Below are 23,857 nucleotides of genomic sequence, written 5' to 3'. Positions count from 1 at the left end.
CGGGGCTAAAACTCGATCTGCGGATGCAGGCGGCCGAGGGTCCAGGACCGCTGGCGCTGCACGGCGACCGTGGTCAGCGCCAGGAAGACGACGACGAACCCGGCGAGCACGGCGACATCGCGCAGCAGGTGTTCGGTGACGCCGCCGGAGATCGTCACCCGCAGCCCGTCCACCAGGTAGCTCATCGGCAGGAACGGGTGCACCGCCTGGAACGGCACCGGGGCGGTCTCCATCGGGTACAGCCCGCCGCACGCGGTGAGCTGGACGATCAGCAGCACCAGCGACAGCAGGCCGCCGATCGCGCCGAAAGCGGTGCGCAGGAAGTGGTCGATGGCCACGAATGCGACCGCCGCGAGGCTGAGCAGGCCGGTGGTCCACCACACGTGCTCGGGGTCGAGGCCGAGCCCGAAGTCGACCGCCGCGTACAGCGCGAGGCCGCCTAGCACGCCCAGCACCGCCGCGGGCAGGAACCCGGCGACCGCGATCGTCAGCGCGCCGACCCGATCCGCGAGCGCCCGCAGGTTCACCGGCTTGAGTAGCAGATATGCGAACAAGCCGAACACCCACAGGGCAATCGCGAAGAAGAACGGCGCCAGGCCACGCCCGTAAACGTGGGCCGGGTTGAGGTTGTCGGTGCGGATCTCGGTCGGCGATCCGAGGACATCGGCGGCGTGCGAGACCTCGGTGGGGTTCGTCGGCGGGATCTTTTCCAGCGTGCCGTCGACCAGCCCTTGCAGGTTCTTCGCACCGTCATTGAGCTGCCCGGCCCCGGTGTGCAGCACCCCGCTGCTCGCGGCGAGCGTGTTCAGCCCGCTGGTGATGCCGTTGGCGCCGCCGGACATTTCCGCGGCGCGCGAGCGCAGCGTGTCGACCGGGGCGGTGATCGCGCGGACCTGGTTCTGTAGCGGACCCATGCTGTCCTGCAGCGACAGTGCCTGCCTGTTGGCGTCTTGCGCGGTGGTCAACGCCCGATGGGCATCCTTGTCGGCGGTGCCCGCGGCGTCGGCGAGCTTGCGGGCGTTGTTTAGCGCGCGCTGGTAGACGGGGTCCTGAGCGAGCTCGGGATGCTTCTGGCCGAGTTCCTCGACAGCGCCCCGGCCTTCCCCGGCGCGCTGGCCGAGGAAGCCGGTGGTGGTCTTGATCGTGTTCAGGCTGTTGGCCGCGACATTGCTCGCGTTGACCAGGGCGTTGACCGCGCCAGGAAGCCGTTCGGCCGTGAAGTTGCTGATCGTGGACAGCCGCTGGTCCAGCTGCGCCGTGGCGTCCGAGATGTCCTGCACGCCGCGCGAGAGCTGGCCGGTTCCATCGCGGACACCGTTGAGGCCCTTGGCGAGCGCGTCGGTGCCTTGCTTGCTCAAGTCGCTGCCCTGGACGAGTTGCTTCGTCGCCTCCGACGAGAGTCGCAGCTTCTCGCGAGCCTGGCCGAGGTCGCCGTAGAGCGAGCGAGCATAGGTGACGTGTGCAGCCGCGTTGATCTGGTTCTGCAGCTCGGTTTGCGCCGTGTCGGCCATGATCCCGACGATGAAGCCGTTGGCGTCGTTCTTGACGATCCGCACCGCAGGGCGCTGGGGTTTGTGGTCGGCCGTGGTCGCCAACTTCGCGCTGAAGTCCGGCGGGACCTCGATCGTGAGGTAGTACCGACCGTGCACCAGCCCGCGCCGGGCCTCGGCGGCGTCCACGAAGTTCCATTCGAACATGTCGGTCGCCTTGAGCTGCTGGACGAACTGCTCGCCGGCGTTGATGTGTTCGCCGCGGCTGTCCACCGGGCGGTCCGAGTTGACCACCGCGACCGGCACCCGGTTCAGCCGGCCATAGGGATCCCAGTTCGACCACAGGTACATCGCCCCGTACAGCAGCGGGACGAGGATCAGCACGAGCGGCACGAAGCGGCGCAGCGGTCCGCGAAAGCGCCGCAGCTCCAGCCAGGCCAGTTTGATCGCTTTCACGGGGCGTCCACTCCCTGCCGGTCGAGCACCTTCGTGGGGCGGTGGTCCGGTTCGGGGGCGGGGAGGCGGATCACCTCGACGTCGCCGGACGGCGGGTCGGTGGCGCTGGTCAGCACCGTCATCCCGGTGCGGGTCACCTCGCGCAACCCCGCCCACACCTGTGCGCGCGCGGACATGGAAAGGCCGGCCTCGACGTCGTCGACGAGGATCCCGGCGGGTTCGGCCGCGATGGTGAGCGCCACCGCGAACAGCAGCCGTTCGGCGGGGTGCAGGTCGCCGATCAGCGCAGTGCGATCCGGGGCGATCCGGACCTTGGCGAGCGCGGCCTCGATTTCGTCCTCATAGACGCCGCTGATCAGGCGGCGTTCTGCGATCGCCTCGCGGACCCGGTGCCGGTTCTCAAGTTCGCAGACCGGCCGCACCCGCGCCGGGCGGATCAGCTGGCGAACGGCCTTGGCCTGCGCGGGCAGCACGTGCCCGGAGACGTCCAGGTACCCGGTGATGAGCGGGAGGCGGCCGGACAGGGCGAGCAGTAGCGAGGTTCGGCCCGTCCCGGAAGCGCCGGCCACTACGACGAGCGCCCCGGGGTCGACGCGCAGGTCGAGGTTGGCGAACACGACGCCTTCGGGGCCCTTGGCGGCGATTCCGCGGGCGAGGATGGCCACGCCTTCGACGTCCATTCCGCCTCCTCCGTGCAAGGCTGCTGATCCAAAGTGGCCGCTCGTGCGGAGGTCGGCAACTCGTAAACCGAGTGAGTCCACTGTGGATACGCACGGAGGGGCGATAGTGCTCGCGGTTTCAACGGAAATCGCCGGGCACCGGGCGCCCGGGTGGTGTCGATTTCAATGGAAAACGGCGGGTGTGATCGTCTCGGCGTCACCGGTGCGGGTGTCGACGATGGCGATCTCGGTGATCTTCGCGCGCACCGGCTCGGGCGGTTGCAGAGCTCGAAAGCCCGCCGTCAACTGCTCATCGGTGACGCCCTGGGCGAGCGTGCAGTGCGGGATCCACGCGCCGGGGAAGTAGTAAGCGGATGGGTGTTGCACCCGGCCGGCCAGCGCATCGTGCACCGCACTGTGCACCGCCAGTAGTTCGGTGTCCACGATCGCGCTAAGCAATAGCACCCGATCGTCGCCGGGGAACGTCCCCAGGGTGTACAGCCAGAGGTCCGGAATGGACAGCAGGTCCAGCTCTGCGCGCAACGCCTTGCGCGCAGCGGCCGGAATGCTGCCGGCCGCCGCCAGCGTCACGTGTGGACGATGCTTGCCGTTCGTCCGGGTGTCGATGCTGGGCACCCCTGCGTCGTCCAACCGCCGCCACAGCGCCCGGATCTCGGACTCCGTGGTGTCGTCGAAGTACGACACCAAGGCGTGCGCCATCAGTGCTCGCCGGGGAGCGCGAAACGGCCGTCGTCGGTCTGCTCGACGAGCCCGTCCACCAGCAGGGAGTCCAGGCACCGGTCCCGCTGGCCAGCATCCGCCCACACCGCGTCCAGCTGCTCGCGCGGCACCGGACCGGTCGAGCCGCGCAGCACGTCCAGCAGCTTGCCGCGCACCTGGCGATCGGTGCCGGCGAACTTCTGCACCTTCTTCGGCGGCCCGGCGTAGGCGGGACGGCCCGCGTGCTGCCACGCGCAGTCGTGCGCGATCGGACAGGCCTCGCACAGCGGTGAACGCACGGTGCACACCACCTGACCGAGCTCCATCAACGCAGCGGACAGCTTGGCGGCGCTCGCGTGGTCGGCGGGGAGCAGGGCGTCGACGTCGGCGAGATCGCGTTTGGTCGACGGCGGACCGGCATCACCGGCGCCGTGCACGGCCCTTGCCACCACCCGGCGGACGTTTGTATCGACCACCGGTGCGCGCCTGCCGTAGGCGAAGGCCGCCACGGCTCGGGCGGTGTAGGCGCCGATGCCGGGCAGGGCCAGCAGCGTGTCGACGTCCGACGGGACCACATCGTCATGGTCGGCGGCGATGGCGGCGGCCGCCTCGTGCAGGCGCAGGGCTCGGCGCGGATAGCCGAGCTTCCCCCAGGCGCGCAGCACCTCGTTCTGCGGCTCGGCGGCCAGGTCGGAGGGGCGCGGCCAGCGGCGCATCCACTCCTCCCAGATCGGCTGGACCCGGTTGACCGGGGTCTGCTGCAGCATCGTCTCGCTGACCAGCACGCCCCACCCTGTCGTGCCGGGGGCGCGCCACGGCAGCGGCCGGGCCGTGGCGGCGAACCAGTCGATCAACTCGACCGGATCCAGGGATGGGGCTGCGGGATGTGCGGCGGTTGGCTTCATGGCGCTACCGATCCTGCCAGGTGCCCGATCCCGTGGGGAACCACGTCCGCGACAAATCCCCGAAGGCGCCCCTCCCGTCGCGCGGAACTCCATCTAAGTGGAGCCAAGACAGCCTTTGCCAGCTGCGGAAATAGACAGTCTCGGCGTATGCGGTGCCATTTCGCGGGAAACGACCGGCGACCGGGCGAACGTCGATCCACCGGCAAACTTGAGGCCTCGGTTCGCGGCCGGGCTAGGTGCTCCGGTGCGTAGTGGTCTTCCCGGCCCTGGGGCGGAATCCGCTGTGATACGCCCAATTGGGTGATCGTCGATAACGCTGTTCGGAGTAGTCATCGAGTTACTGTCGTTTCCGTGTTTGATCCGAATGGGCCGCTGCCGCCCGCGGTGTACTGGCGTCGCCGCGTGCTGGCGATTGGTGCGGTCGTACTCGCCGCGGTCCTGCTCGGCTGGGGCGCGGTCGCCATGGTTGGCGGCGCCGCGCAACCCCGCGGGGCTCCGCCGCCCCGACCGCCGGGGCCGCCGGTCGCGGTGGCGGCCGACGCCCCGCCGCCGCAATGCGCAGACCCGGCGATGCGCGTTGTCGCCGAGGTGGCCCGCCCGGAGTTCCGCGTCGGCGAGCGGATCGACCTGAGCATCGTGGTGACCAACGCCGGCGACCGGGCGTGCGTGCGCGACACGAACCGCATGCTGCGCGAGCTGACCGTGTCGACCCCGGCCGGCAAGCACGTGTGGTCCAGCAACGATTGCTACTCGGAGTCGACCAACGAGCAGCCGCTGCTGCAGCCGGGCCAGTCGGTGCGCAACGACGTCCAGTGGTCCGGCCAAACGTCCACACCGGACTGCGGCGCCGACCAGGGCCGCGTCCCGGCCGGGGAATATCAGGTGGTGGCCAGGGTCGCCGCGCTGAAGAGCTCGCCCACGTCGTTCCGCTTGGTCGCCGGATCCTGACCACCGGATTCCGCTCGGTGACCACAAAGGACCCCGCGTGGACGGCGCGGTAGGGCGACCCCGCCGGTCAATACGCGGGCCGCTGATTCAGCCGATCTGATGCTCTCGGCGGCAGTTCACCCGACTCAGGAAAACCGCTCCACAATAGACGTTTCCGCGATCCGTGAGAGGCCCTCCCGGACCAGGCTCGCCCGCGCGTCGCCGATCGACTCCACCGCGCGCAGCTCGTCCACCGTCGCCGCGAGCAACCGCTGCAGCGAACCGAAGTGCTCTACCAGGTCCCGCCGGACGGTCGCGGGCAGCCGCGGCACCCTGGCGAGCAGCCGGTAACCGCGCGGGCTCAGGTGCTCGTCGAGCGCCTCCGGCGCGTCCGGGTAGCCGAAGGCCCCGGCGATCGCGGTCAGGTCCAGCAGCTCGGTTCCGTCGAGCTTGCGCAGCGCCGTCTCCACCTGTTCCGAAGTCGGCATCGCGCCGCTGGTCGGCAGGTACTCCTGCACGATCAGCTCGCGGTCGAGGTCGATGCCGTCGCGGGCGTGGCCCCGGCTGTTCCGTGCCTCCCGCGACGCCCCGACCAGCTCGTCCAACTGCAGTTCGATCAGCCGGCCGTCCTTGCCGAGCTCGACGACGTCGCCCTCGATCTCGTCGGCGATCCGCCGCACCATCTCCATCCGCTGCACGACGGTCATCGCGTCGCGCAATGTCACGTAATCCTCGATCTCCAGGGCCGACAGCGCCTGAGCGACCTCGGCCAGCCGGGCCGTGTAGCGCTCCAAGGTGGCCAATGCCTGATTGGCGCGGGACAGGATCTCCGGCGAGCCGATCAGCACGTGCCGGTAGCCGTGCGTGTAGATGCTGATGATGCTCATCGACTGGCTGACCGACACCACCGGATAGCCGGTCTGGATCGCGGTGCGCTCCGCCGTCCGGTGCCGGGTGCCGGACTCCTCGGTAGGGGTGCTGGCGTCCGGCACCAGGTGCACGTTCGCCCGCATGATCCGCGCGGCGTCCGTGGACAGCACCACTGCACCGTCCATCTTGGACAATTCGCGCAGCCTGGTGGCGCTGAACTCGATGCCGAGGTGGAACCCGCCATCGCAGAGGGCCTCGACCGCCGGGTCGTAACCGAGCACGATCAGGCCGCCGGTGCGCCCGCGCACGATGCGCTCCAACCCGTCCCGTAGCGCGGTTCCGGGAGCCAGCCGGGCGAGCGTGCTGCGCAGCTGCTCGTGCCTCATTTGCCCTTCTCCACGATCTCGAGCGCTTCGCTGACGTTCGACACCACCGTGGCGCGCACGCCCTTCGGCAGCGGCCCCGCATCCGGCGGGACCAGCGCCCGGTCGAAGCCGAGCCTGGCCGCTTCGGCCAGCCGCCGCCCGACGCCGCTGACCCGCCGGATCTCCCCGGCGAGCCCGACCTCGCCGACCACGATCAGGTTCGATGGCAGCGGCCTGCTCCGCCTCGACGAGGCTATAGCCAGCGCGATCGCCAGGTCCGCGGCGGGTTCTTGCACCTTCGTGCCGCCGACCGTCGCGGCGAACACGTCGTGATCGCCGGTGTGGACCCCGCCGTGCTTGCTCAGCACGGCGAGCATCATCGACACCCGTGCGGAGTCCAGCCCGCTGACCGAGCGCCGCGGCATGGCCATCTGGGTCTTCATCACCAGTGACTGGACCTCCACCAGCAGCGGGCGCTTGCCCTCCACCATCACGGTGACCGCCGTGCCGTCGACCTGGGTTTCCTGGCGGTTGATGAACAGCCCGGACGGGTCCGGGACCTCGGCGATGCCGTCGTCGCGCTGCTCGAAGCAGCCGACCTCGTCGGCGGGGCCGAACCGGTTCTTGACGCCGCGCAGCATGCGCAGCGCCGAGTGCCGGTCGCCTTCGAAGTGCAGCACCACGTCAACCAGGTGTTCGAGCACGCGCGGGCCGGCCACCGCCCCGTCCTTGGTGACGTGCCCGACCAGCACCACCGGCAGGCCACGTTCCTTGGCCAGCGCCACCAGTGCCGTGGTCACCGCGCGGACCTGGGTGACGCCGCCGGGGCTGCCGTCGGCTTCGAGCGACTGCACGGTCTGCACCGAGTCGACGATCAGCAGGCCAGGTTTCACCGCGTCGACGTGCCCGAGCACGGCGGAAAGGTTGCTCTCGGCGCCGAGGAAGAGCTCCGGGTGCACGGAGTCGGTGCGCTCCGCCCGAAGACGGACCTGACCTGCGGATTCCTCGCCGGTGACGTACAGCGAGGGGCCCGGTGAGGCGCCTGCGGCCCAGCGGTGCGCGACCTCCAGCAGCAGGGTGGACTTGCCCACGCCGGGCTCGCCGGCCAGCAGCACGACCGCGCCCGGCACGATGCCGCCGCCCAGCACGCGGTCCAGTTCCGCGATGCCGGTGGACACGGCGCGGGCCGAGTCCAGGTCGACCTCGGCGATGGGGCGGGCCGGGGTCGCCGGGGCACCCGCCGTAACCTTCGCCAGCGCCGGGCGGACCGCGGCCGTCTCGTCGATGGTGCCCCACGCCTGGCAGCTCGGGCACCGGCCGACCCACTTGGCGACCTCGTGACCGCAGTCGGCGCAGCGGTATCCGGTGCGGGCGGTGCGGGCGTTCTTCGGGGGCACGCCGCGAGGCTATCCGTCCGCGGCGACAGTCCCGATCACCGGCGTCGCGAGGTGAGCGCGTTGCCGGGGAAACGTTCGTGCATTCGCCACCATCGAGTGGATCAGATGCGAAGACGGGCCGCCCGCGCGTGCGGACGGCCCGTCTCGATGAAGCCTGTGGTCAGTGGCTCTGCGCCTCGCCCGGCAGCGGGCCGCCGTGCTCGGGCCGCGGATTGTGGTCCGGGCCGACCGGGACCTGCACGGTCACCGCTCCGGCTTTTTCGAAGACGAAGGTCACCGGGATGGTCACGCCCGGGGTGATGTCCTGCTTGAAGCCGTTCAGCGTGATCTGCACCTCGCGGTCCGCGGGCGTCTCGGCCTGCTGGACCTGGGCGGCCTGGCCGGCGGCGTGCAGCGCGGTGCGGCTCGGTAGGTCGGTGATCCCGCCGAGGGTGGCCGACGCGGCATACGGGCTGGAGACCTGGACCAGCTTGTCATCCGGGCCCTCGTTGCTGATCACCAGTTGGACCGGCGCCGAGGAACCGGCCGGGTAGCGCGCGTCGGTGGTCGGGAAGGTGAAGACGGCATTGCGGATCGCGATCTGCTTGAGATCGCCGCTGCCACCGTTGACGGCGGCGACCTGGGTGTCGGTCTCGGTCACCTGACCGGCACTGCACCCAGCGAGGGCGACAACGGCGCCGAGCCCGATAGCGGCCGGGATCAACCGCAGGCGAACGGCCTTGAGGTGCTTAGGGCGGCTCACGGTTGCAGCGTCCTTCCTGATTGCCGGACAACCGGGGGAAGCTTAATCCCCACCCGCGCGCGGCCGCGCCAGGGGCTAGCCGAACTACCTATTTCGGGGTCAACTGCGGCCCGGATCCGGTCGCGGTCAGGACGTCCATTGTGGACGATTTCAGTGGGCCGAAAGGTGTCTCCTTGCACGTCAGGGGCCCCCTTGTCAACCCCTACGCGCCGCCTGACCTGCGATTACGGATGGTGAGGCGGTCGAGGGTCAGTTGCCCGGCGTGTTAAAGTGGGCATAGCGAAAGGGGCAGAGGACACATGGTTTTCAAGGTCGGAGAGACCGTCGTCTACCCGCATCACGGTGCCGCGCTCATCGAAGCAATCGAGACTCGTGTGATCAAGGGCGAGGAAAAGCAGTACCTCGTCCTCAAGGTCGCGCAGGGCGACCTGACCGTGCGCGTTCCCGCGGACAATGCCGAGATCGTCGGCGTGCGGGATGTTGTCGGTCAGGAGGGACTCGATCGGGTTTTCGACGTGCTGCGGGCCCCGCACACCGAAGAGCCCACGAACTGGTCTCGGCGGTACAAGGCCAACCTGGAGAAGCTCGCCTCCGGCGATGTGAACAAGGTGGCCGAAGTGGTGCGCGACCTCTGGCGACGCGAAAAAGATCGTGGCCTGTCCGCAGGCGAGAAGCGAATGCTGGCGAAAGCTCGGCAGATCCTGGTCAGCGAGTTGGCGCTGGCCGAGGGTACTGACGAAGGCAAGGCAGAAACCCTGCTGGACGAAGTCCTCGCCACCGCAGTGTGATCATCGGGAACAGACGAGCGTGAGCGTAGTCGCGCTGGTCCCCGCGGCTGGCCGTGGGGTGCGCCTGGGTGCCGGTATGCCGAAGGCACTGGTTCCGGTGAACGGTGAATCGTTGTTGTTGCGCGCGGTTCGCGGCCTGCTGGCCTCGGGCTGCGTGCAGCACGTCGTGGTCGCGGCCCCCGCCGATCAGATCGGGGTCGTGGCGGCGGAGCTGGCCGCGCTGCCGGCTGCGCATGTGGTCGCCGGGGGAGCGGAGCGGACCGACTCCGTGCGGCGCGCGCTCGATGCGGTCGAGCAGGTGGCCCCGGACGCGCGGGTGGTGCTGGTGCACGACGCGGCGCGGGCCTTCACCCCGGCTTCGATGATTCGTGATGTCGTGTCCGCGGTCGAGCAGGGCGCTCCCGCGGTGATTCCGGTGCTGCCGGTGACCGACACGATCAAGCAGGTCGACGACGCGGGCGACGTCGTGTCGACCGTGGATCGCTCGCCGCTGCGGGCGGTGCAGACGCCCCAAGGTTTCGCCATCGACGTGCTGCGGGCGGCCTACGCCGCGGCCGGCGACGTGGCCACCGACGACGCCGGACTGGTAGAGCGGATCGGCGGCAAGGTGCACACCGTCGGCGGGCATCCGCACGCCTTGAAGATCACCACCGCCTTTGATCTGGCCATCGCCGAGTCGGTGCTGGCCGTGTCTGGAGAACCCGAATGACAGAGCTGCTGCCCCGCGTCGGCCAAGGCGTCGACGTCCATCCGATCGAGGCCGGGCGCGACTGCTGGGTGGCGGGCCTGCGGTGGCCCGGGGTGGACGGCTGCGCCGGACATTCCGACGGCGACGTGGCGGCCCACGCGCTGTGCGACGCGCTGCTGTCGGCGGCCGGTCTTGGCGATCTTGGCGCGGTGTTCGGCACCGACGACGACCGCTGGGCGGGCGCCCACGGCGTGGACTTCTTGGTCGAGGTGCGGGCCCGGGTCATCGCGGCAGGCTTTCGGATCGGCAACGGGACCGTGCAGGTGATCGGCAACGCGCCGCGCATCGGCAAGCGCCGCGAGGAGGCGCAGCAGGTGCTTTCGGAGGCGATCGGGGCGCCGGTGTCGGTGTCCGGCACGACCTCCGACGGCCTGGGCCTCACCGGCCGCGGCGAAGGCATCGCGGCAATCGCGACCGCGCTGGTCGTCCCGGTCTCCTGACCGGCCCGGCGGCTGACGAATAGGGAAATCGCCGTCGCGGCGCAAAGCTTCCGCAGCGCTGGCCGGCGGCGGATGGCCGGGCGGATGCGCGCCCCAGGAGTAACAGGCAGGTACCTAGGCGTAACACGTAGGCGGAGTAAGGGAAAACTCAAGGGCGTCGGCCTGGAATGCAGGGGGCGGTGCGCGCCATGCTCGACTCATGGTGATCGAGCGGAACCGGTGGGTGCGTCGTCTGCTCGTAGTGCAGCCGACGATGGTGTGGCCAGTGTCGTTCTTGTTGTGGTCCGACGGCGGCGACGTCGGGCTCGCGGCGGCGGTGATCCTGTTGTGGGCGAGCGCGGCCGTCTGCATCGCGGGCATCATCGTCCCGATGCGCAGCCAGCAAACCCCGCGCTGCTGACACATCGGTGAACCGCAGTCTCAACTGAAACTGCAGAACCACTACGTCACTGGAGTGGCCGGGGCCGGTGAGCTTCGCCGCATGTCGGTGCCGAGCCGATCCAGTCCGCTTACCGTTGATGCCGTGACTCTGCGCGCGGTGCTCTTCGATTTCTCCGGCACACTGTTCCGGCTCGAGGAAGACGAGTCCTGGTTCACCGATCTCGCCGACGCCGACGGCAGCCCGTTTGACCTGGAGGCGCAGGCCGAGGTCATGCGCCGGATGACCGCACCGGTCGGCCAGATCGTGCAGCTCGAACCCGAGTTCCAGGACGCCTGGGAGAACCGCGACCTGGATCCGGCGTTGCACCGCAAGGTCTACCTGGAGGTGCTGCGCAGCTCCGGCGTGCTGGACGGGCAGGCCGAGGGCCTCTACGCGCGGCTGATCGACACCGACTTCTGGACGCCGTACCCGGACGCCGCGGAAGTGCTGCGTCGGCTGCACGAGGCGGGCATCAAGATCGCCGTGATCAGCAACATTGCCTTCGACATCCGGCCCGCTTTCGAGCGAATCGGGATCACTCGATACGTCGACGAGTTCGTGTTGTCCTACCTAGAGGGCGTCATCAAGCCGGACCCGAAGCTGTTCCTGCGGGCCTGCGAGCGGCTCGGGGTCGCGCCCGCGGAGGCGCTCATGGTCGGCGACAGCGAGGAGGCCGACGGCGGCGCCGCCCTGGTCGGTTGCCGGGTGGCGATCGTCGACCCGGTGTCCACCATCGAGCGGCCGGACGGGTTGCTGACCGCCGTCGCCGACGTGCTGCGCTGACGATCACTCTCCCTTGACGCGACCGCCCCTGTCGTGATTCGGCGCCCACCTGCCCCCGTACCATCAGGGGCGTGAGCCTGCACCTGCATGACACCGCGACCCGCACGACGCGCGAATTCCACCCGCGCTGCGACGGAGTGGCGTCGATCTACGTCTGTGGTGCAACCGTGCAGGGCGTTCCCCATGTCGGCCACGTTCGCAGCGGCCTGAATTTCGACGTGTTGCGCCGCTGGCTGCAGCACGGCGGTTACGACGTGCGCCTGGTCCGCAACGTCACCGACATCGACGACAAGATCCTCATCAAGGCGGCCGAGGCAGGCCGCCCGTGGTGGGAGTGGGCGGCGACGCACGAGCGCGCCTTCGAACGGGCCTACGACCAGCTCGGCTGCCAGCCGCCGTCGGTGCTGCCGCGCGCGACCGGGCACATCACGCAGATGACCGACCTGATCCAGCGGCTGATCGACAAGGGGCATGCCTACGCGGGGGGCGGCGACGTCTACTTCTCGGTCGCCTCCTACGCGGACCAGTACGGCAAGCTGTCCGGGCAGCGCCTCGAAGAGGTGCAGCAGGGGGAGACCCTGGCCAGCGGCAAGCGCGATCCGCGCGACTTCACGCTGTGGAAGGGCGCCAAGCCGGGCGAGCCGAGCTGGCCGACGCCGTGGGGTTACGGACGCCCGGGGTGGCACCTGGAGTGCTCCGCGATGGCGACCTTTTACCTCGGCAGCGAGTTCGACATCCACGGCGGCGGTCTGGACCTGGTGTTCCCGCACCACGAGAACGAACTGGCCCAGTCCAACGCGGCCGGGGACGGCTTCGCGCACTACTGGATGCACAACGCCTGGGTGACGATGAGCGGCGAGAAGATGTCGAAATCGCTCGGCAACACGCTGTCCATCCCGGCCGTGCTTGAGCGCGCCCGCGCGGCCGAACTGCGGTACTACCTGGTCACCCCGCACTACCGGTCCACGATCGAGTTCTCCGAAGCGGGGTTGGCCGAGGCGATCGCCGCGTACCGGCGCATCGAGTCGTTCGTCCGCCGGGTCGGGCAGCGCGCCGGCGGCGTCGAGCGCGGCACGGTGTGCCCGGAGTTCGCCGCAGCGATGGACGACGACCTGTCGACGCCGCAGGCCGTCGCCGTGGTGCACAACGCGGTCCGGGAAGGCAACGCGGCGCTGGACCGGGGCGACGACGAGGCGGCTCGCGAGGCGGCGGCCTCGGTGCGGGCCATGACCGGCGTGCTCGGGTTGGACCCGCTGTCCGAACAGTGGGCCGAGGACTCCGGCGCGGACGACGCCGCGTACCGCGCGTTGGGCGAACTGGTCGCCGCCATGCTGGAACAGCGCCAGCAGGCCCGCAAGGAACGCGACTTCGCCACCGCCGACCTGCTGCGCGATCGGTTGCAGGACTGCGGGATTGCCGTCGAGGACACCCCCGACGGTCCGATGTGGACATTGAAAGACGGGTAACACGTGGCCGGCAACGACAAACGCCGCGGCGGCATGCGCAAGAGCAACAAGAAGGGCATGGTCGTCGGATCCGGCGGGCAGCGGCGGCGGGGGCTGCGCGGCAAGGGGCCGACGCCGAAGGCGGAGGACCGGGTCAGCCATCCCGCGAAGCGGCGCGCCGATGCTCGCAAAAACGCCGAGCAGCAGCGCATTAAGCGCAAGGCGCAGCAGGATACGCAGCCCGAGCTGGTGGCCGGGCGCAACCCGGTCGTGGAGTGCATCCGGGCCGACGTGCCCGCGACCGGGCTGTACGTGGCGCAGGGCATCGACATCGACGAGCGAGTCACCGAAGCGGTGCGGGAGGCGAAGGCGCGCGGCATCGCCGTGGTCGACGTGCCGCGCATCGAACTTGACCGGATGACGAACAAAGCGATGCACCAAGGGCTCGCGCTGCAGGTGCCGCAGTTCACCTACGCGCACCCGGACGACGTGCTCGCGGCGGCGCATGATTCCGGGATGCCGCCGCTGATCGTCGCGCTCGACGGCGTGACCGATCCGCGCAACCTCGGCGCGGTGATCCGGTCCGCGGCGGCGTTCGGCGCGCACGGCGTGATCGTGCCGCAGCGGCGCAGCGCCGGGATCACTGCCGTCGCCTGGCGCACGAGTGCGGGCACTGCCGCAAAGCTGCCGGTGGCCAAGGCCGTCAACCTCACCCGCACGCTGAAGGACCTCAAGGATGCCGGGCTGATGGTCGTCGGGCTGGACGCCGACGCCGACATCACCTCGGACGAGCTGGAGCTGGCCACCGAGCCGCTGGTGATCGTCGTCGGTTCCGAGGGGCGCGGGTTGTCCCGGCTGGTCCGCGAGACCTGTGACCAGACGGTCTCGATCCCGATGGCGGCCGGCGTGGAGTCGCTCAACGCCTCGGTCGCCGCGGGCGTGGTGCTCGCCGAGGTCGCCCGGCGCCGTCGCAAGGGCTGATTATTTGTAAACGCGGGGCGTTCTTTAGCCAAGTTGCTTGGTCGAGGACGCTCCGCACGCGGGTTGTTCGCCCGGCGGGTCAGGACTGGCGCTGGCCGAGGATGGTGTCGACCGTCAGCGCGGCCGCGACGACCATGCTGAGCAGCGGGTCCGCGAGTGGCCGGTAAATCTGCAGGACGTAGTTGTCCGCGGTGGTGAACGCCGCCTTCGCCAGCCCCTGCCAGGTCTTGGTGATCTGCCCGATCTCGGCATCGGCGTGGTCGAGCACCTTCAGGTCCCAGGCGCGCAGGTTCTCGGCGCGCAGGCCGCCGATTCGCTGCCCGTTGACCTCGAAGTCGAATCGCGCCTTGCCCCAGACGTTCGTCAGCTTGATGTCTCCGATCGCCGACTTGTCCGGGCGCTGCACATGCACCGTGCTCTTCCACATGGTCGCCGGGCGGGTCAGCAGTAGCACCGGGCGTCCGGTGATGTCCCGGATCTCCAGCGTCACGGTCATCAGCGAGTCGAGCTTGGTGAACAGCCGCAACGCCTTCTGCGCACCGCTCTGGCCGACCTGCATGACCGAGCCGAGCTGGCGTCCGTGCTGGTCGTAGACGGCGTACTCGTTCGCGATCTCGACCAGCTTCGCCTTCTGGTTGATCACCAGCACCGGCTCGGTGAACAAGGTGCCGCCGCCACCGGAGACCGGGCCGCCGACACCGGCGCGCTGTTGCACCTGCTGCTGGATGGACGCGGCGTCGCCGGTGCCGCCCAACGCGAGCTCGATGGCTGACGCGTCGTCCTGCTGCGCCATCGGGTGCTGGACCGGCTGCTGCTGAATGCCTGGTTGCGCAGCGACCGGTTGCTGTTGGGCGGGCTGGACATGCCGAGTCCACTGCCTGCCGTCCCACCAGCGCACGTAACGCCGATCTGCCTGGTCCGGGTACCAGCCGGGCGGTGGAGCGTTCATGCGCCCCAGGCTAGGCGATCGCGGCACCGGGTGTCCGGGGTTTGAACGCATCGCGTTTTGGGTCGATCACGTTCCGAGCTCGGCTAGAGTCGCTTAAGCAAGACAGCTGAAAACACCCCCACCACGGGGAGGCGCGGGCCTCCCATACCCCGAGGCCCCCGATGTCGTTCGCAAGCCCGCTTTTCCTCTGGTACTTCCTGCCGAGCGTGCTCGCGGTCGTGCTGATCGCACCCCGCAGCGGACGCAACGTCGTGATCGCGGTCGCCAGTCTGCTGTTCTACGCCAGCGGCGCGGGCGGGACGACGCTGTTGCTGCTGGCCTGCATCGTGGTGAACTTCTTCGCCGGACGGCAACTGGAACCCGATGAGTGGGGCTTCGAGCGGGGCCGGCGGAAGTGGCTGCTGATCGGCACGGTCGCGTTCAACGTCGCGATCCTGGCGGTGTGGAAGTACGCCGGCTTCGCCACCGCGCAGCTGGCGGTGCTGAGCCAGTGGTTCGGCGGCGACTTCCCGGTGCTGCACCTGGCGCTGCCGATCGGGATCTCCTTCTACACGTTCCACCACATCTCCTACGTGGTGGACATTTACCGGGGGGAGCGCCCGGCACTGCGCGACCCGGTTTCGTTCGTCACCTACATCGCGATGTTCCCGCAGTTGGTGGCGGGTCCGATCGTGCGCTACCGGGAGATCGCCGATCAGCTGCCGCAGCAGCGCACCCACCGGCTCGACGACATCGCGGCGGGCTTTCCCCGGTTCGCATGGGGCCTGACGAAGAAGGTCGTCATCGCCGACACGCTGGCGCCGATGGTGGACGCCTGCTTCGCGACCCCGAACGAGGACATGACTTTCGCGATCGCGTGGCTCGGCGCGATCGGCTACACGATCCAGCTGTACTTCGACTTCTCCGGCTACTCCGACATGGCCATCGGGCTGGGGCGGATGTTTGGGTTCCGGCTGCCGGAGAACTTCGCCCGGCCGTATTCGTCGGTGACCATCACGGAGTTCTGGCGGCGTTGGCACATGTCGTTGTCCCGCTGGTTCCGCGACTACGTCTACATCCCGTTGGGCGGCAACCGGCTGGGCACCGCCCGCACCTACCGGAACCTGGCGATCATCTTCGTGTTGACCGGCTTCTGGCACGGCGCGGCGTGGACATACCTGGTGTGGGGGCTGTTTCACGGCGGACTCCTGGTGGTCGAGCGCGCCTTCGGCTGGTCGCACGCGCCGACCGAGCCCCGTGCTCGCCTCGGCCGCCGCGCGCTGACATTGCTGCTGGTGGTGGTGGGCTGGGTGTTCTTCCGGTCGCCGGACCTGGGTAGCGCGTTCGTGATGCTGGGTCACATGCTGGTGCCGGATTTCGTGGGCCTGACGGACATCGTGGCGGCCTCGGTGACGAACCAGCGCCTGGTGTTCCTGCTGCTGGCCCTGATCGTGGTGGCGCTTCCGGCGAACTCCGGAACGGGCCCTTTCCTGGAAGCGGTCCGCACCCCCCGGGCCTACGCCCTCCGGGCCGGAGTCCTGACCGTGGGTCTCGGCTATGCGGCCCTCCTGGTCGCCACCGGCTCCTTCAGCCCATTCCTCTACTACCAGTTCTAACGAATGCGGCGTCGTGACCAGCGGATCGCCGCCGTGCATGCCATCTACCAGCAAAAACGGTACCAGTCGGTGGCTGTTGTTGACGGCCTGTGAGGGATGTCGTGCCCCACATGCGGCCTAGCAATGTCCACAGTGGGCACGCGGCATGACCGAGAGGAAGCGCGTGATCACTCGTGAGCAAGTGCAAGAGGCTAATGCGGCCCACGTTCAACCAGTGGGCATGGAGTCCGGCAGCGTGGGCATTCCCGCCAGCCGGGAGAATGTGGCATGAAACCGTCCGCAACAACGCCGCAGCCGGTAAGACCATGCAGCGGATCAAGTTCGTTCGCAAGCCCTTAACGGACTACGCGCGGTTTCTCTTCGATTGGGTCATCGCGGACAACGTAACTGCTGGCGAAGATTACCGAATCGTCGACTTGGCCGAATGCAAGGTTGACCTGCCCGCGCAGGACTTTTGGATCTTCGATGAATCAATGGTGGTGCTGCTGAACTTCAATCCCGATGGCACCTTGCGAGATCGAGAAATCATCGATCCTGCCCACTCTGCGAAGTGCTTCGAGTGGCGAGACCTGGCGTTGAAAGAGTCCGTACCGTTCGATGAGTATCGAGCCTGACGCACGGCGAGCAAGTAGCGATCTCGCGGACACACTCCGGAAGCTACGCAAAGCGGCCGGCCTTTCCGGTGAGAGACTGGCCGTTCGCTGTGCCATGTCGCAGGCCAAAATTAGCCGGATAGAACGTGGGAAGACGATCCCCAGCGTCGTCGACGTAGAGCGTATTCTGCAGGCACTCGAAGTGCCGCCCGATGCCACAGACGAGATTGTTGCGCTCGCGCGGAGGGCCAACGTTGAACACATTTCTTGACGCTCGGTCGCTGAGGCGGGGCTGTGGAGACAGCAGGCTGCGACCGGCCGGGCGCTGCCGATGGGGGTCGCGTTCATGGAGTCCCGGACGGACCGCACGCCACGGGCACGACTGCGCGGATTCAACCACGAACAGGACGGGACCGACGAACGTGTCACCGAGATCGAGCCGTGGCCGCTGTTGAAGCTTCCGTCGCTTCGGTGGGCTTTGGCGGTCGCCCTGCCCTCGTGCCGGTACGACATAGAGCCCAGCAGCGAGCACCGGCCGCACAAATTCGCTTGGCTACACGATCCGCTGTCGGACTCGTGGGCGTCGGCGGTACCACTCGGAGAACGCAAGTACCGCATTCGTCAGTCCGGCATTCGACGGCTGTGGGACGAAGCCGAAGCGGCCTACCAGTGGTGGACCGACAAAGGCGAGCCGCACATCACCGAATGGCGGTGGACCATTACCCCCGACTGTCAGAGCATCACATTTCCGGGAAACACAAAATTCACTCAAGTGTCCTAAATGGACAATGATAAGGGTGCGGCGGTGGTGCCCGTCTTCAGGGTGTGTTCCAGCTGTCGGGCTGGGTGCCGTCGATGTCGGTGAAGCCGTACTCCCGCGCGAGTTGCGCGGAGCTGAGCGATTGCTGGTTCCACCTCGCTCGGTCGGGGTCCGCGGCCAGCGCCGCGACGGCGCGGCCGACGTACCGGGGTGACTCCGATCGGGCAAACGCCGCCGGAGCGCTGGGGTAGCCGTCGCCCCGGTTCGGCGCCAGGGCTTCGCGCCAGTTGTCCTCGGTGACTCCGAAGTTGTCGAGCATCATCTCCGAGCGGAGCCAGCCTGGGGTGATGGCGATCGCCGTGGCACCGTGCGGTCCCAGTTCGTGGCCCTGGGAGAAGGCCAGTCGGTACTACACGCTCGGCCAAGCGCGCAACCTGGTCGGAATCGAGATGATCGACCTGGATCGCGGTTCCGGTACCGCCGAGTTGAGTGACGAGCTCAGCCGTCTCCTCGATCGTCTCGGGGCGGTCGTAATCCGACCCTCCGCTGCCCGCCACGCTGCTGCGCCCGGTGCAGATCACCGTCGCGCCGGCCTCACCGAGCGCGGCGGCGATGCCGCGCCCGGCGCCCCGGGTCGACCCCGCGACTAGGGCAACACCCCCGCGCAACGCGTCCGGGTTCAACGACGAAGCCACCTGCCGACTATGGCAGACCCGGGCGGGCAACCTTGATGAGTGGAGCCTCGCGACGCGGGCGGTTGCGCCGGTTATGACCGGAAAGCGTGCATCGGTTGCCGCTGGCCGGAAAACGCAGTGTGCTGGGGCGAGGCCGAAGGAGGAGCCCATGCGCGCTGCGGTGTACCGGGGTCGGGAGAAGCTCACCGTGGAAGACATCGACGAACCGTCTTGCACGCCGGGCTCGATCAAGGTGGCTGTGGCGCACAACGGGATCTGCGGCAGCGACCTGCACGAGTACTACGCCGGGCCGATCGTCATCCCCACCGAGCCGCATGCCTTGACCGGGTACCAGCTGCCGCTCACCCTCGGCCACGAATTCGCCGGGACCGTCGTCGAAATCGGCGCGGAGGTGCGCAACGTCGCGATCGGCGACCGCGTCGCCATCGAACCCATCTACCGCTGCGGGAAGTGCCCGTCCTGCCAGCTCGGCCACTACAACATCTGCCGGCGGATCGGCTTCCACGGGCTGATGGCGCCGGGTGGCATGGCCGAGTACACCGTGGTGCCGGCCTGGATGGCCCACCGGTTGCCGGACTCGATCAGCATGGAACTGGGCGCGCTGGTCGAACCGATGTCGGTCGCCTACCACGCCACGCGGCTCAGCGAGGTGCACGAAGGCGACAGCGCGGTGATTTTCGGCGCCGGCCCGATCGGGATCGGCATCTGGTTCGCGCTGCGCGGCATCGGTGTGGAGGCGGTCACGGTGGTCGAGCCCTCGCCGACCCGGCGCGAGGCGATCGCCGCCCTGGGTGCGATCGACGTGCTGGACCCAACGCGAACCGATCCGGCCCAGCACATCGCCCAGCGCACTCGCGGGCACGGCGTCGACGCGGCCTTCGACGCGGCCGGGGTGGCGGCCAGCGTCTCCGGCGCGTTGTCCTGCCTGGCCACCCGCAAACGCCTGGTGGCGGTCGCGGTTTACGAGCAGCCGGTGGAGACCGAGCTGATCAAGTTGATCAGGAATGAGACCTTGATCCAGGGCTCGCTCTGCTACACCGCGGTCGACTACCGCGCGGTGATCGATCTGATGGCCCGTGGCCACTACGACACCACCGGCTGGGTCAGCCACGTCCCGATCGAGCAGGTCGTCGAGGAGGGTTTCGCCGCGCTGCGTGCCGGGCGGAAGATGAAGGTTCTCATCGATCCGTGAGTTCGCGATCGATCGCACTGCGTGCCCGGTTAACGTGGATGCCGTGTCGCGGCAGGAGCACTCCGATCTTCCCCCGGTCCACGAGGCGTGGCTGCCGCGGGAGCACCCGATGCACCGGCCCAGGCACGGCAAGCGGCAGTTGGCCGCCCTGGCGTGCGCGGTGCTGTTCTTCACCGCACCGGTGGTGAGCTGGGTCTTCGGCGCGCGTGCGGAGCAGTTGGAGAACCGGCCGCTGGCGGCCTTTCCCAGCATCACCGACGGCTGGGGGTTCTTCACCGGGCTGAATACCTGGGCCACCGACAACCTGCCGTTCCGCAAGGACGCGGTGCAGTCGGTCGGCGCGCTCAGCCAGGGTGTGTTCGGCGAGCCACCCCGGCTGGCCGGCGGCTCGCATACCTCGCCGGTCGGCGCCGGACAGGTGGACGCCAAGCCGCCGATCGACGAGAACGTGTTCCCGGCCGTCATAGAGGGCAAGAACGGCTGGCTGTATCTCGGCCACGACGTGTCGTACCGGTGCGTGCCGAAGCGGACGCTGGACCAGGTGATCGCCGGGCTGCGCCGCTGGCGGGCCGTGGTGGAGGCGTCGGGACGGAAGTTCCAGTTGGTCATCGCCCCCGACAAGTCGACGGTTTACCCGGAGAACATGCCGGACGACTACGCCGGCAAGGACTGCTCGACGCAGGCCCGCAACGAGTTCTGGCGCCGGGTGCCGGACGCCACCGGCGCGGTCGACCTGCGCGACCAGCTGCGCGCGGTGGCGGCGCGCAACCAGCGCCCGATCTACCACGACATCGACACGCACTGGACCCACGAGGGCGGCATCACGATGGTCTACCAGCTCGCCGAACGGTTGCAGCCGGGCGTGACGAGCAGTTGGAAGGTCCTGCCGTCCCGGCGGTACCCGCACAGCGCCGACATCCCCGACCTGCTCGGGCAGGACCGAACCGTGCCCATCCAGGCGTACTCGCTGGCACCCGACGGCGGCTCGGCGGACAACACGCAGTTCAAGCCCAGCGACTTCCACCAGCCCCTGCACCTGGAATCCGGGGCGAAGCCGGGCATGATCACCCAGCCCGTCCGGATGGTCGGCGACTCGTTCACCCAATTCGCCAGTCCCTACCTGGCGGCGACCTTCGCCAACATCACCATCGTGCACCCGGACACCGTCGCGGTGGACCCGGTGGCGGCCGGCAAGTTGCTCGCCGAAGGCGAGATCGTCACGTTCGAACTCTCCGAGCGCTTCGTCGCCGGGGGCCGCTACCCGATGCTCGATCCCGCGGTGGCCGACCAGGTCGGAGCGATTCTCGCCGCTTACCCGGTGCGCTGACTCGAACTCCCCGATGCGGACCGCGTTGTCGCGTGCTCCGGTTTTGCCTGAATTTGGACCCCGGCTCGGGCACTGGTCTTGAGAATCGTGACTCCGCACTTGCAGGTACGACGAAGCCGAAGGTGCTTCGCGCTGGATGTACGTTCGGGCCAATGTAGCGGGACGCACGTACGATTTCCATGTTTTTCGACGGCGGATCGGATAGCCTCGATGCGCACTGCGATTGCGGGGGAACATTCCGTATCTGCACGTGCACGCTGGGACAGGGGACGGGTCGAAGCGGCAACTTCAACCCGCCCCCGGACAAGGGATCAGTTGTGGTCGTCCCACCAGACTAGTAGCCACAGCATTACCCGGATCAGCATCAGAAGCGCCCGGATCGTCTGAAGCGGCCGGTCCGGGCGCCGTGCTGGCCCCCGACGCCGACGGTTCGAGCGTGCCTTCCGGCGCTGCTTGCGGTTCACCTGGTCATACCTCCATCTTCAGCAAAAGCGTCCGGCGGTTGCCGGACGCCGAAATCCGATCCGCGCGGATCGGATCAGCAGGACTCCATGCCTGCTGAGACGGTGTGGAGGGCTCAACTTCAGGTGGCTACCGCGGGGTCTCCCTTCCGGTCCCCAGGTTCTGAAACTCCTCAACAACGAATTAGGAATGATTGCCAAACACAATAACCACAGGGCGTAGTCATTGCCACCGTTGACTCGGCGTGGCGTACGACTTTTTGGGTGGCATATTCCAAATTGTAGTTACTTAACGTCGAGTAAAACTGCTGGATTTAGCCGGATGGAGCATTTGACTAGCTGAAATGGAGTAGGTTCGACGCCGGGAATGATGATGATCACGTAGCGCGACCAAGCGCCTACCCGAGCGGCTGTGATCCACTTCGCCTCGGCGCAACCGAACGCGCCCACGCAGGAAAGGATCGTTCGCCCAAAACGCCCCGCCCGAGATGGGGCGGGGCGTTTCGACCGCAGGGGCTTAGCGCAGGATCGGCGTCGCGCTGCGGGAAGCGATGAATCCCGGGCGCGGTTCGCTGGCTGCGAACGGGCGGACCAGCTCGTTCTCCACGCTGTTGAACACGATGAAGATGTTCGAGCGCGGGAACGGCGTGATGTTGTTGCCGGACCCGTGCATGCAGTTCGAGTCGAACCACAGCGCCGACCCGGCCTGGCCGGTGAACTGCTCGATGCCGTGCTCGTAGGCCAGCTTCGTGATGTCGTCCTCGATCGGCACCCCGACCCGTTGTTCCTTCAACGACGACTTGTAGTTGTCCTCCGGCGTCGCGCCGACGCAGGAGACGAAGGTCCGGTGCGAGCCAGGCATGATCATCAGCCCGCCGTTGAACGGGTAGTTGTCGGTCAGTGCGACCGACAGGCTCACCGCGCGCATCGCCGGCATGCCGTCCTCGGCGTGCCAGGTCTCGAAATCGGAGTGCCAGTAGAAGCCGGTGCCCCGGTAACCGGGCATGTAGTTGATCCGGCTCTGGTGCACGTACACCTCCGAGCCGAGGATCTGCCGGGCCCGGTCCAGCACCCGCGGATCGCGCACCAGCTCGGCGATCAGTTCGCTCATCCGGTGCACCTCGAAGATCGAGCGAACCTCATTGGACGTCCGCTCCACGATGGTGCGCTCGTCGGCCCGCACCTTCGGGTCCTGGGTGAGCCGGTCCAGCTCCTGCCAGTAGGTCTGGACCTCGGCCGGCGATAACAACCCCTCGACGACGTGGAACCCCTTGGCCTCGTGGCCCGCGAGCTCCTCGACACTCGCCGGGCCGGACGTCACGCCCGGCCAGACGGTGGGATCGCTACGCTCGATCAACGCCGATTCGGCGCTCACCCGGGTCGGATATCGATCCTGGGTGCTCAGATCAGCGACGGTCATGGTTTGCGCCTCCTTCACGAATTCCCGCCGGAGCGGCATGGTGCCGATGGCACCCCGCCGCCATTTCTCGGTTCCTCGGTTAGAAGCGGCGCATGCCGCATCGGCATGCGCCCGCAATTCCCCACCTCGCGTGTGAGGAAGACCAGTCAACGCGCGTGGCGGGCAACCAACTCTGGCTACCCGCCACCGGCTGTTCACAAGCGCGACCGGCCAACTCAGCCGGCGACGGCCGCCTCGTCGTCCTCGACGACCAGCGGGTACACGCCGTTTTCGTCGTGCACCTCACGCCCGGTCACCGGGGGGTTGAACACACACACGGTGCGCATCTCGGTCCGCGGGCGGACCTGGTGCTTGTCGTGGTTGTTGAGCAGGTACAGCGAGCCGGGCTTGAGCTGGTGCACCTCGCCGGTCGCCTTGTCCTCGATCTCGCCCTCACCTTCGACGATGAACACCGCTTCGATGTGGTTGGCGTACCAGAAGTCGTTCACCGTGCCCGCGTAGAGGGTGGTCTCGTGCACCGAGAAACCCACCTTCTCCTTGGCCAGCACGATGCGCTTGCTGCGCCAGTTCTCCGTCTTGATGTCGGCTTCGGTGTTCTCGATGTCCGAGAGGTTCCGGACGATCACATTTCCTCCAGTGGATCTTTCGTTCGGTCCTGTGCTCCCGAGACGAGGCGAACGGCCCGTTCGCGTCGTCAACCGACGAACGGTCCGTTCGCGCCATCCTGG

Annotated in this window: 23 protein-coding genes and 1 pseudogene; 13 read left to right on the top strand and 11 right to left on the bottom strand. The window is 68.4% G+C overall.

The window, feature by feature from the left end; translation table 11 throughout:
• Nucleotides 1-5: 5 nt before the first annotated feature.
• The 4 genes from BJ970_RS07250 to BJ970_RS07235 form a co-directional block, all read right to left on the bottom strand.
• On the bottom strand, nucleotides 6-1,946 hold the full coding sequence (locus BJ970_RS07250; protein ID WP_184725284.1) for a YhgE/Pip domain-containing protein: 1,941 nt from the start codon (nucleotides 1,944-1,946) through the stop codon (nucleotides 6-8).
• Nucleotides 1,943-2,626, bottom strand: a complete 684-nt coding sequence (locus BJ970_RS07245) for an ATP-binding cassette domain-containing protein (RefSeq protein WP_184725282.1) — start codon at nucleotides 2,624-2,626, stop codon at nucleotides 1,943-1,945. The genes BJ970_RS07250 and BJ970_RS07245 overlap by 4 nt, the downstream gene beginning before the upstream one ends.
• Nucleotides 2,627-2,788: 162 nt before the next feature.
• The gene (locus BJ970_RS07240) at nucleotides 2,789-3,325 is read right to left on the bottom strand and encodes a 2'-5' RNA ligase family protein (RefSeq protein ID WP_184725280.1); all 537 of its coding nucleotides are present in this window, start codon (nucleotides 3,323-3,325) and stop codon (nucleotides 2,789-2,791) included.
• Nucleotides 3,325-4,230, bottom strand: coding sequence for an iron-sulfur binding domain-containing protein (locus BJ970_RS07235; RefSeq protein ID WP_184725278.1), 906 nt, complete (start codon nucleotides 4,228-4,230; stop codon nucleotides 3,325-3,327). Before BJ970_RS07235 ends, BJ970_RS07240 begins: the two co-directional genes overlap by 1 nt.
• Before the next feature lie 351 nt (nucleotides 4,231-4,581).
• Here BJ970_RS07235 and BJ970_RS07230 point away from each other — a divergent pair, with 351 nt between their 5' ends.
• Nucleotides 4,582-5,178: a hypothetical protein gene (locus BJ970_RS07230; protein WP_184725276.1), complete on the top strand. Its 597-nt coding sequence runs from the start codon at nucleotides 4,582-4,584 to the stop codon at nucleotides 5,176-5,178.
• A gap of 125 nt (nucleotides 5,179-5,303) precedes the next feature.
• Here BJ970_RS07230 and disA read toward each other — a convergent pair whose 3' ends face one another.
• The 3 genes from disA to BJ970_RS07215 form a co-directional block, all read right to left on the bottom strand.
• A complete protein-coding gene (gene disA, locus BJ970_RS07225; protein WP_184725274.1) occupies nucleotides 5,304-6,413 on the bottom strand; it encodes a DNA integrity scanning diadenylate cyclase DisA in 1,110 nt (369 codons plus the stop codon).
• Complete coding sequence (gene radA / locus BJ970_RS07220) at nucleotides 6,410-7,789, bottom strand: DNA repair protein RadA (protein WP_184725258.1); 1,380 nt, start codon at nucleotides 7,787-7,789, stop codon at nucleotides 6,410-6,412. Before radA ends, disA begins: the two co-directional genes overlap by 4 nt.
• Before the next feature lie 160 nt (nucleotides 7,790-7,949).
• Nucleotides 7,950-8,531 carry a copper chaperone PCu(A)C domain-containing protein gene (locus tag BJ970_RS07215; protein ID WP_184725256.1) on the bottom strand — a complete coding sequence of 194 codons (582 nt, stop codon included), beginning with the start codon at nucleotides 8,529-8,531 and terminating at the stop codon, nucleotides 7,950-7,952.
• A gap of 299 nt (nucleotides 8,532-8,830) precedes the next feature.
• On the opposite strand from BJ970_RS07215, the gene BJ970_RS07210 reads away from it, so the two are divergent.
• From BJ970_RS07210 to rlmB, 7 genes are all read left to right on the top strand, one after another.
• On the top strand, nucleotides 8,831-9,319 hold the full coding sequence (locus tag BJ970_RS07210; RefSeq protein ID WP_009947449.1) for a CarD family transcriptional regulator: 489 nt from the start codon (nucleotides 8,831-8,833) through the stop codon (nucleotides 9,317-9,319).
• A 19-nt stretch (nucleotides 9,320-9,338) separates the two neighbouring features.
• Nucleotides 9,339-10,028, top strand: coding sequence for a 2-C-methyl-D-erythritol 4-phosphate cytidylyltransferase (ispD, locus tag BJ970_RS07205; RefSeq protein ID WP_184725254.1), 690 nt, complete (start codon nucleotides 9,339-9,341; stop codon nucleotides 10,026-10,028).
• Nucleotides 10,025-10,507, top strand: coding sequence for a 2-C-methyl-D-erythritol 2,4-cyclodiphosphate synthase (ispF, locus tag BJ970_RS07200; RefSeq protein WP_184725252.1), 483 nt, complete (start codon nucleotides 10,025-10,027; stop codon nucleotides 10,505-10,507). Before ispD ends, ispF begins: the two co-directional genes overlap by 4 nt.
• A gap of 199 nt (nucleotides 10,508-10,706) precedes the next feature.
• Nucleotides 10,707-10,907, top strand: coding sequence for a hypothetical protein (locus BJ970_RS07195; RefSeq protein ID WP_184725251.1), 201 nt, complete (start codon nucleotides 10,707-10,709; stop codon nucleotides 10,905-10,907).
• A 123-nt stretch (nucleotides 10,908-11,030) separates the two neighbouring features.
• Nucleotides 11,031-11,711: an HAD family hydrolase gene (locus BJ970_RS07190; protein ID WP_184725248.1), complete on the top strand. Its 681-nt coding sequence runs from the start codon at nucleotides 11,031-11,033 to the stop codon at nucleotides 11,709-11,711.
• 71 nt (nucleotides 11,712-11,782) lie between these two features.
• Nucleotides 11,783-13,177, top strand: coding sequence for a cysteine--tRNA ligase (cysS, locus tag BJ970_RS07185; RefSeq protein WP_184725246.1), 1,395 nt, complete (start codon nucleotides 11,783-11,785; stop codon nucleotides 13,175-13,177).
• Nucleotides 13,178-13,180: 3 nt separating this feature from the next.
• The gene (rlmB, locus tag BJ970_RS07180; protein ID WP_184725244.1) at nucleotides 13,181-14,137 is read left to right on the top strand and encodes a 23S rRNA (guanosine(2251)-2'-O)-methyltransferase RlmB; all 957 of its coding nucleotides are present in this window, start codon (nucleotides 13,181-13,183) and stop codon (nucleotides 14,135-14,137) included.
• 79 nt (nucleotides 14,138-14,216) lie between these two features.
• Here the strand turns inward: rlmB and BJ970_RS07175 are convergent, their stop codons facing one another.
• A complete protein-coding gene (locus BJ970_RS07175) occupies nucleotides 14,217-15,086 on the bottom strand; it encodes a phospholipid scramblase-related protein (protein WP_184725242.1) in 870 nt (289 codons plus the stop codon).
• Between the two features lie 161 nt (nucleotides 15,087-15,247).
• Between BJ970_RS07175 and BJ970_RS07170 the strand changes: the two genes are divergently transcribed.
• The 3 genes from BJ970_RS07170 (at nucleotide 15,248) to BJ970_RS07160 (ending at nucleotide 17,545) form a co-directional block, all read left to right on the top strand.
• Complete coding sequence (locus BJ970_RS07170) at nucleotides 15,248-16,681, top strand: MBOAT family O-acyltransferase (RefSeq protein ID WP_184725240.1); 1,434 nt, start codon at nucleotides 15,248-15,250, stop codon at nucleotides 16,679-16,681.
• A 260-nt stretch (nucleotides 16,682-16,941) separates the two neighbouring features.
• On the top strand, nucleotides 16,942-17,295 hold the full coding sequence (locus BJ970_RS07165) for a DUF6879 family protein (RefSeq protein ID WP_184725238.1): 354 nt from the start codon (nucleotides 16,942-16,944) through the stop codon (nucleotides 17,293-17,295).
• Nucleotides 17,279-17,545: a helix-turn-helix domain-containing protein gene (locus BJ970_RS07160; protein ID WP_184725236.1), complete on the top strand. Its 267-nt coding sequence runs from the start codon at nucleotides 17,279-17,281 to the stop codon at nucleotides 17,543-17,545. Before BJ970_RS07165 ends, BJ970_RS07160 begins: the two co-directional genes overlap by 17 nt.
• 547 nt (nucleotides 17,546-18,092) lie before the next feature.
• Here BJ970_RS07160 and BJ970_RS07155 read toward each other — a convergent pair.
• Nucleotides 18,093-18,702: pseudogene (locus tag BJ970_RS07155) on the bottom strand (SDR family oxidoreductase).
• 175 nt (nucleotides 18,703-18,877) lie between these two features.
• Between BJ970_RS07155 and BJ970_RS07150 the strand changes: the two are divergent.
• Nucleotides 18,878-19,921: a 2,3-butanediol dehydrogenase gene (locus BJ970_RS07150; protein WP_184725234.1), complete on the top strand. Its 1,044-nt coding sequence runs from the start codon at nucleotides 18,878-18,880 to the stop codon at nucleotides 19,919-19,921.
• A 43-nt stretch (nucleotides 19,922-19,964) separates the two neighbouring features.
• Nucleotides 19,965-21,248 (top strand): alginate O-acetyltransferase AlgX-related protein, encoded by a 1,284-nt coding sequence (locus tag BJ970_RS07145; RefSeq protein ID WP_184725232.1) that lies wholly within the window; start codon nucleotides 19,965-19,967, stop codon nucleotides 21,246-21,248.
• A 978-nt stretch (nucleotides 21,249-22,226) separates the two neighbouring features.
• Here the strand turns inward: BJ970_RS07145 and thpD are convergent.
• Nucleotides 22,227-23,129 carry an ectoine hydroxylase gene (gene thpD, locus BJ970_RS07140; protein ID WP_184725230.1) on the bottom strand — a complete coding sequence of 301 codons (903 nt, stop codon included), beginning with the start codon at nucleotides 23,127-23,129 and terminating at the stop codon, nucleotides 22,227-22,229.
• 215 nt (nucleotides 23,130-23,344) lie between these two features.
• Entirely contained in the window at nucleotides 23,345-23,755 is a 411-nt protein-coding gene (locus tag BJ970_RS07135) for an ectoine synthase (RefSeq protein WP_184725228.1), read from the bottom strand.
• Nucleotides 23,756-23,857: the final 102 nt, after the last annotated feature.

This window comes from Saccharopolyspora phatthalungensis (genome assembly GCF_014203395.1).
GTDB classification, from domain to species: Bacteria; Actinomycetota; Actinomycetes; order Mycobacteriales; family Pseudonocardiaceae; genus Saccharopolyspora; species Saccharopolyspora phatthalungensis.
Note: the sequence above shows the minus strand (reverse complement) of the source record. Positions and strands in the feature narration are given on the sequence as shown.

Coding starts and splice junctions, on each gene's coding strand:
- BJ970_RS07195 (WP_184725251.1), top strand. CDS start 10,707: ATGGTGATCGAGCGGAACCGGTGGGTGCGTCGTCTGCTCGTAGTGCAG.
- BJ970_RS07240 (WP_184725280.1), bottom strand. CDS start 3,325: ATGGCGCACGCCTTGGTGTCGTACTTCGACGACACCACGGAGTCCGAG.
- ispF (WP_184725252.1), top strand. CDS start 10,025: ATGACAGAGCTGCTGCCCCGCGTCGGCCAAGGCGTCGACGTCCATCCG.
- BJ970_RS07210 (WP_009947449.1), top strand. CDS start 8,831: ATGGTTTTCAAGGTCGGAGAGACCGTCGTCTACCCGCATCACGGTGCC.
- BJ970_RS07160 (WP_184725236.1), top strand. CDS start 17,279: ATGAGTATCGAGCCTGACGCACGGCGAGCAAGTAGCGATCTCGCGGAC.
- BJ970_RS07170 (WP_184725240.1), top strand. CDS start 15,248: ATGTCGTTCGCAAGCCCGCTTTTCCTCTGGTACTTCCTGCCGAGCGTG.
- thpD (WP_184725230.1), bottom strand. CDS start 23,129: ATGACCGTCGCTGATCTGAGCACCCAGGATCGATATCCGACCCGGGTG.
- BJ970_RS07235 (WP_184725278.1), bottom strand. CDS start 4,230: ATGAAGCCAACCGCCGCACATCCCGCAGCCCCATCCCTGGATCCGGTC.
- disA (WP_184725274.1), bottom strand. CDS start 6,413: ATGAGGCACGAGCAGCTGCGCAGCACGCTCGCCCGGCTGGCTCCCGGA.
- BJ970_RS07175 (WP_184725242.1), bottom strand. CDS start 15,086: ATGAACGCTCCACCGCCCGGCTGGTACCCGGACCAGGCAGATCGGCGT.
- BJ970_RS07150 (WP_184725234.1), top strand. CDS start 18,878: ATGCGCGCTGCGGTGTACCGGGGTCGGGAGAAGCTCACCGTGGAAGAC.
- BJ970_RS07165 (WP_184725238.1), top strand. CDS start 16,942: ATGTGGCATGAAACCGTCCGCAACAACGCCGCAGCCGGTAAGACCATG.
- BJ970_RS07245 (WP_184725282.1), bottom strand. CDS start 2,626: ATGGACGTCGAAGGCGTGGCCATCCTCGCCCGCGGAATCGCCGCCAAG.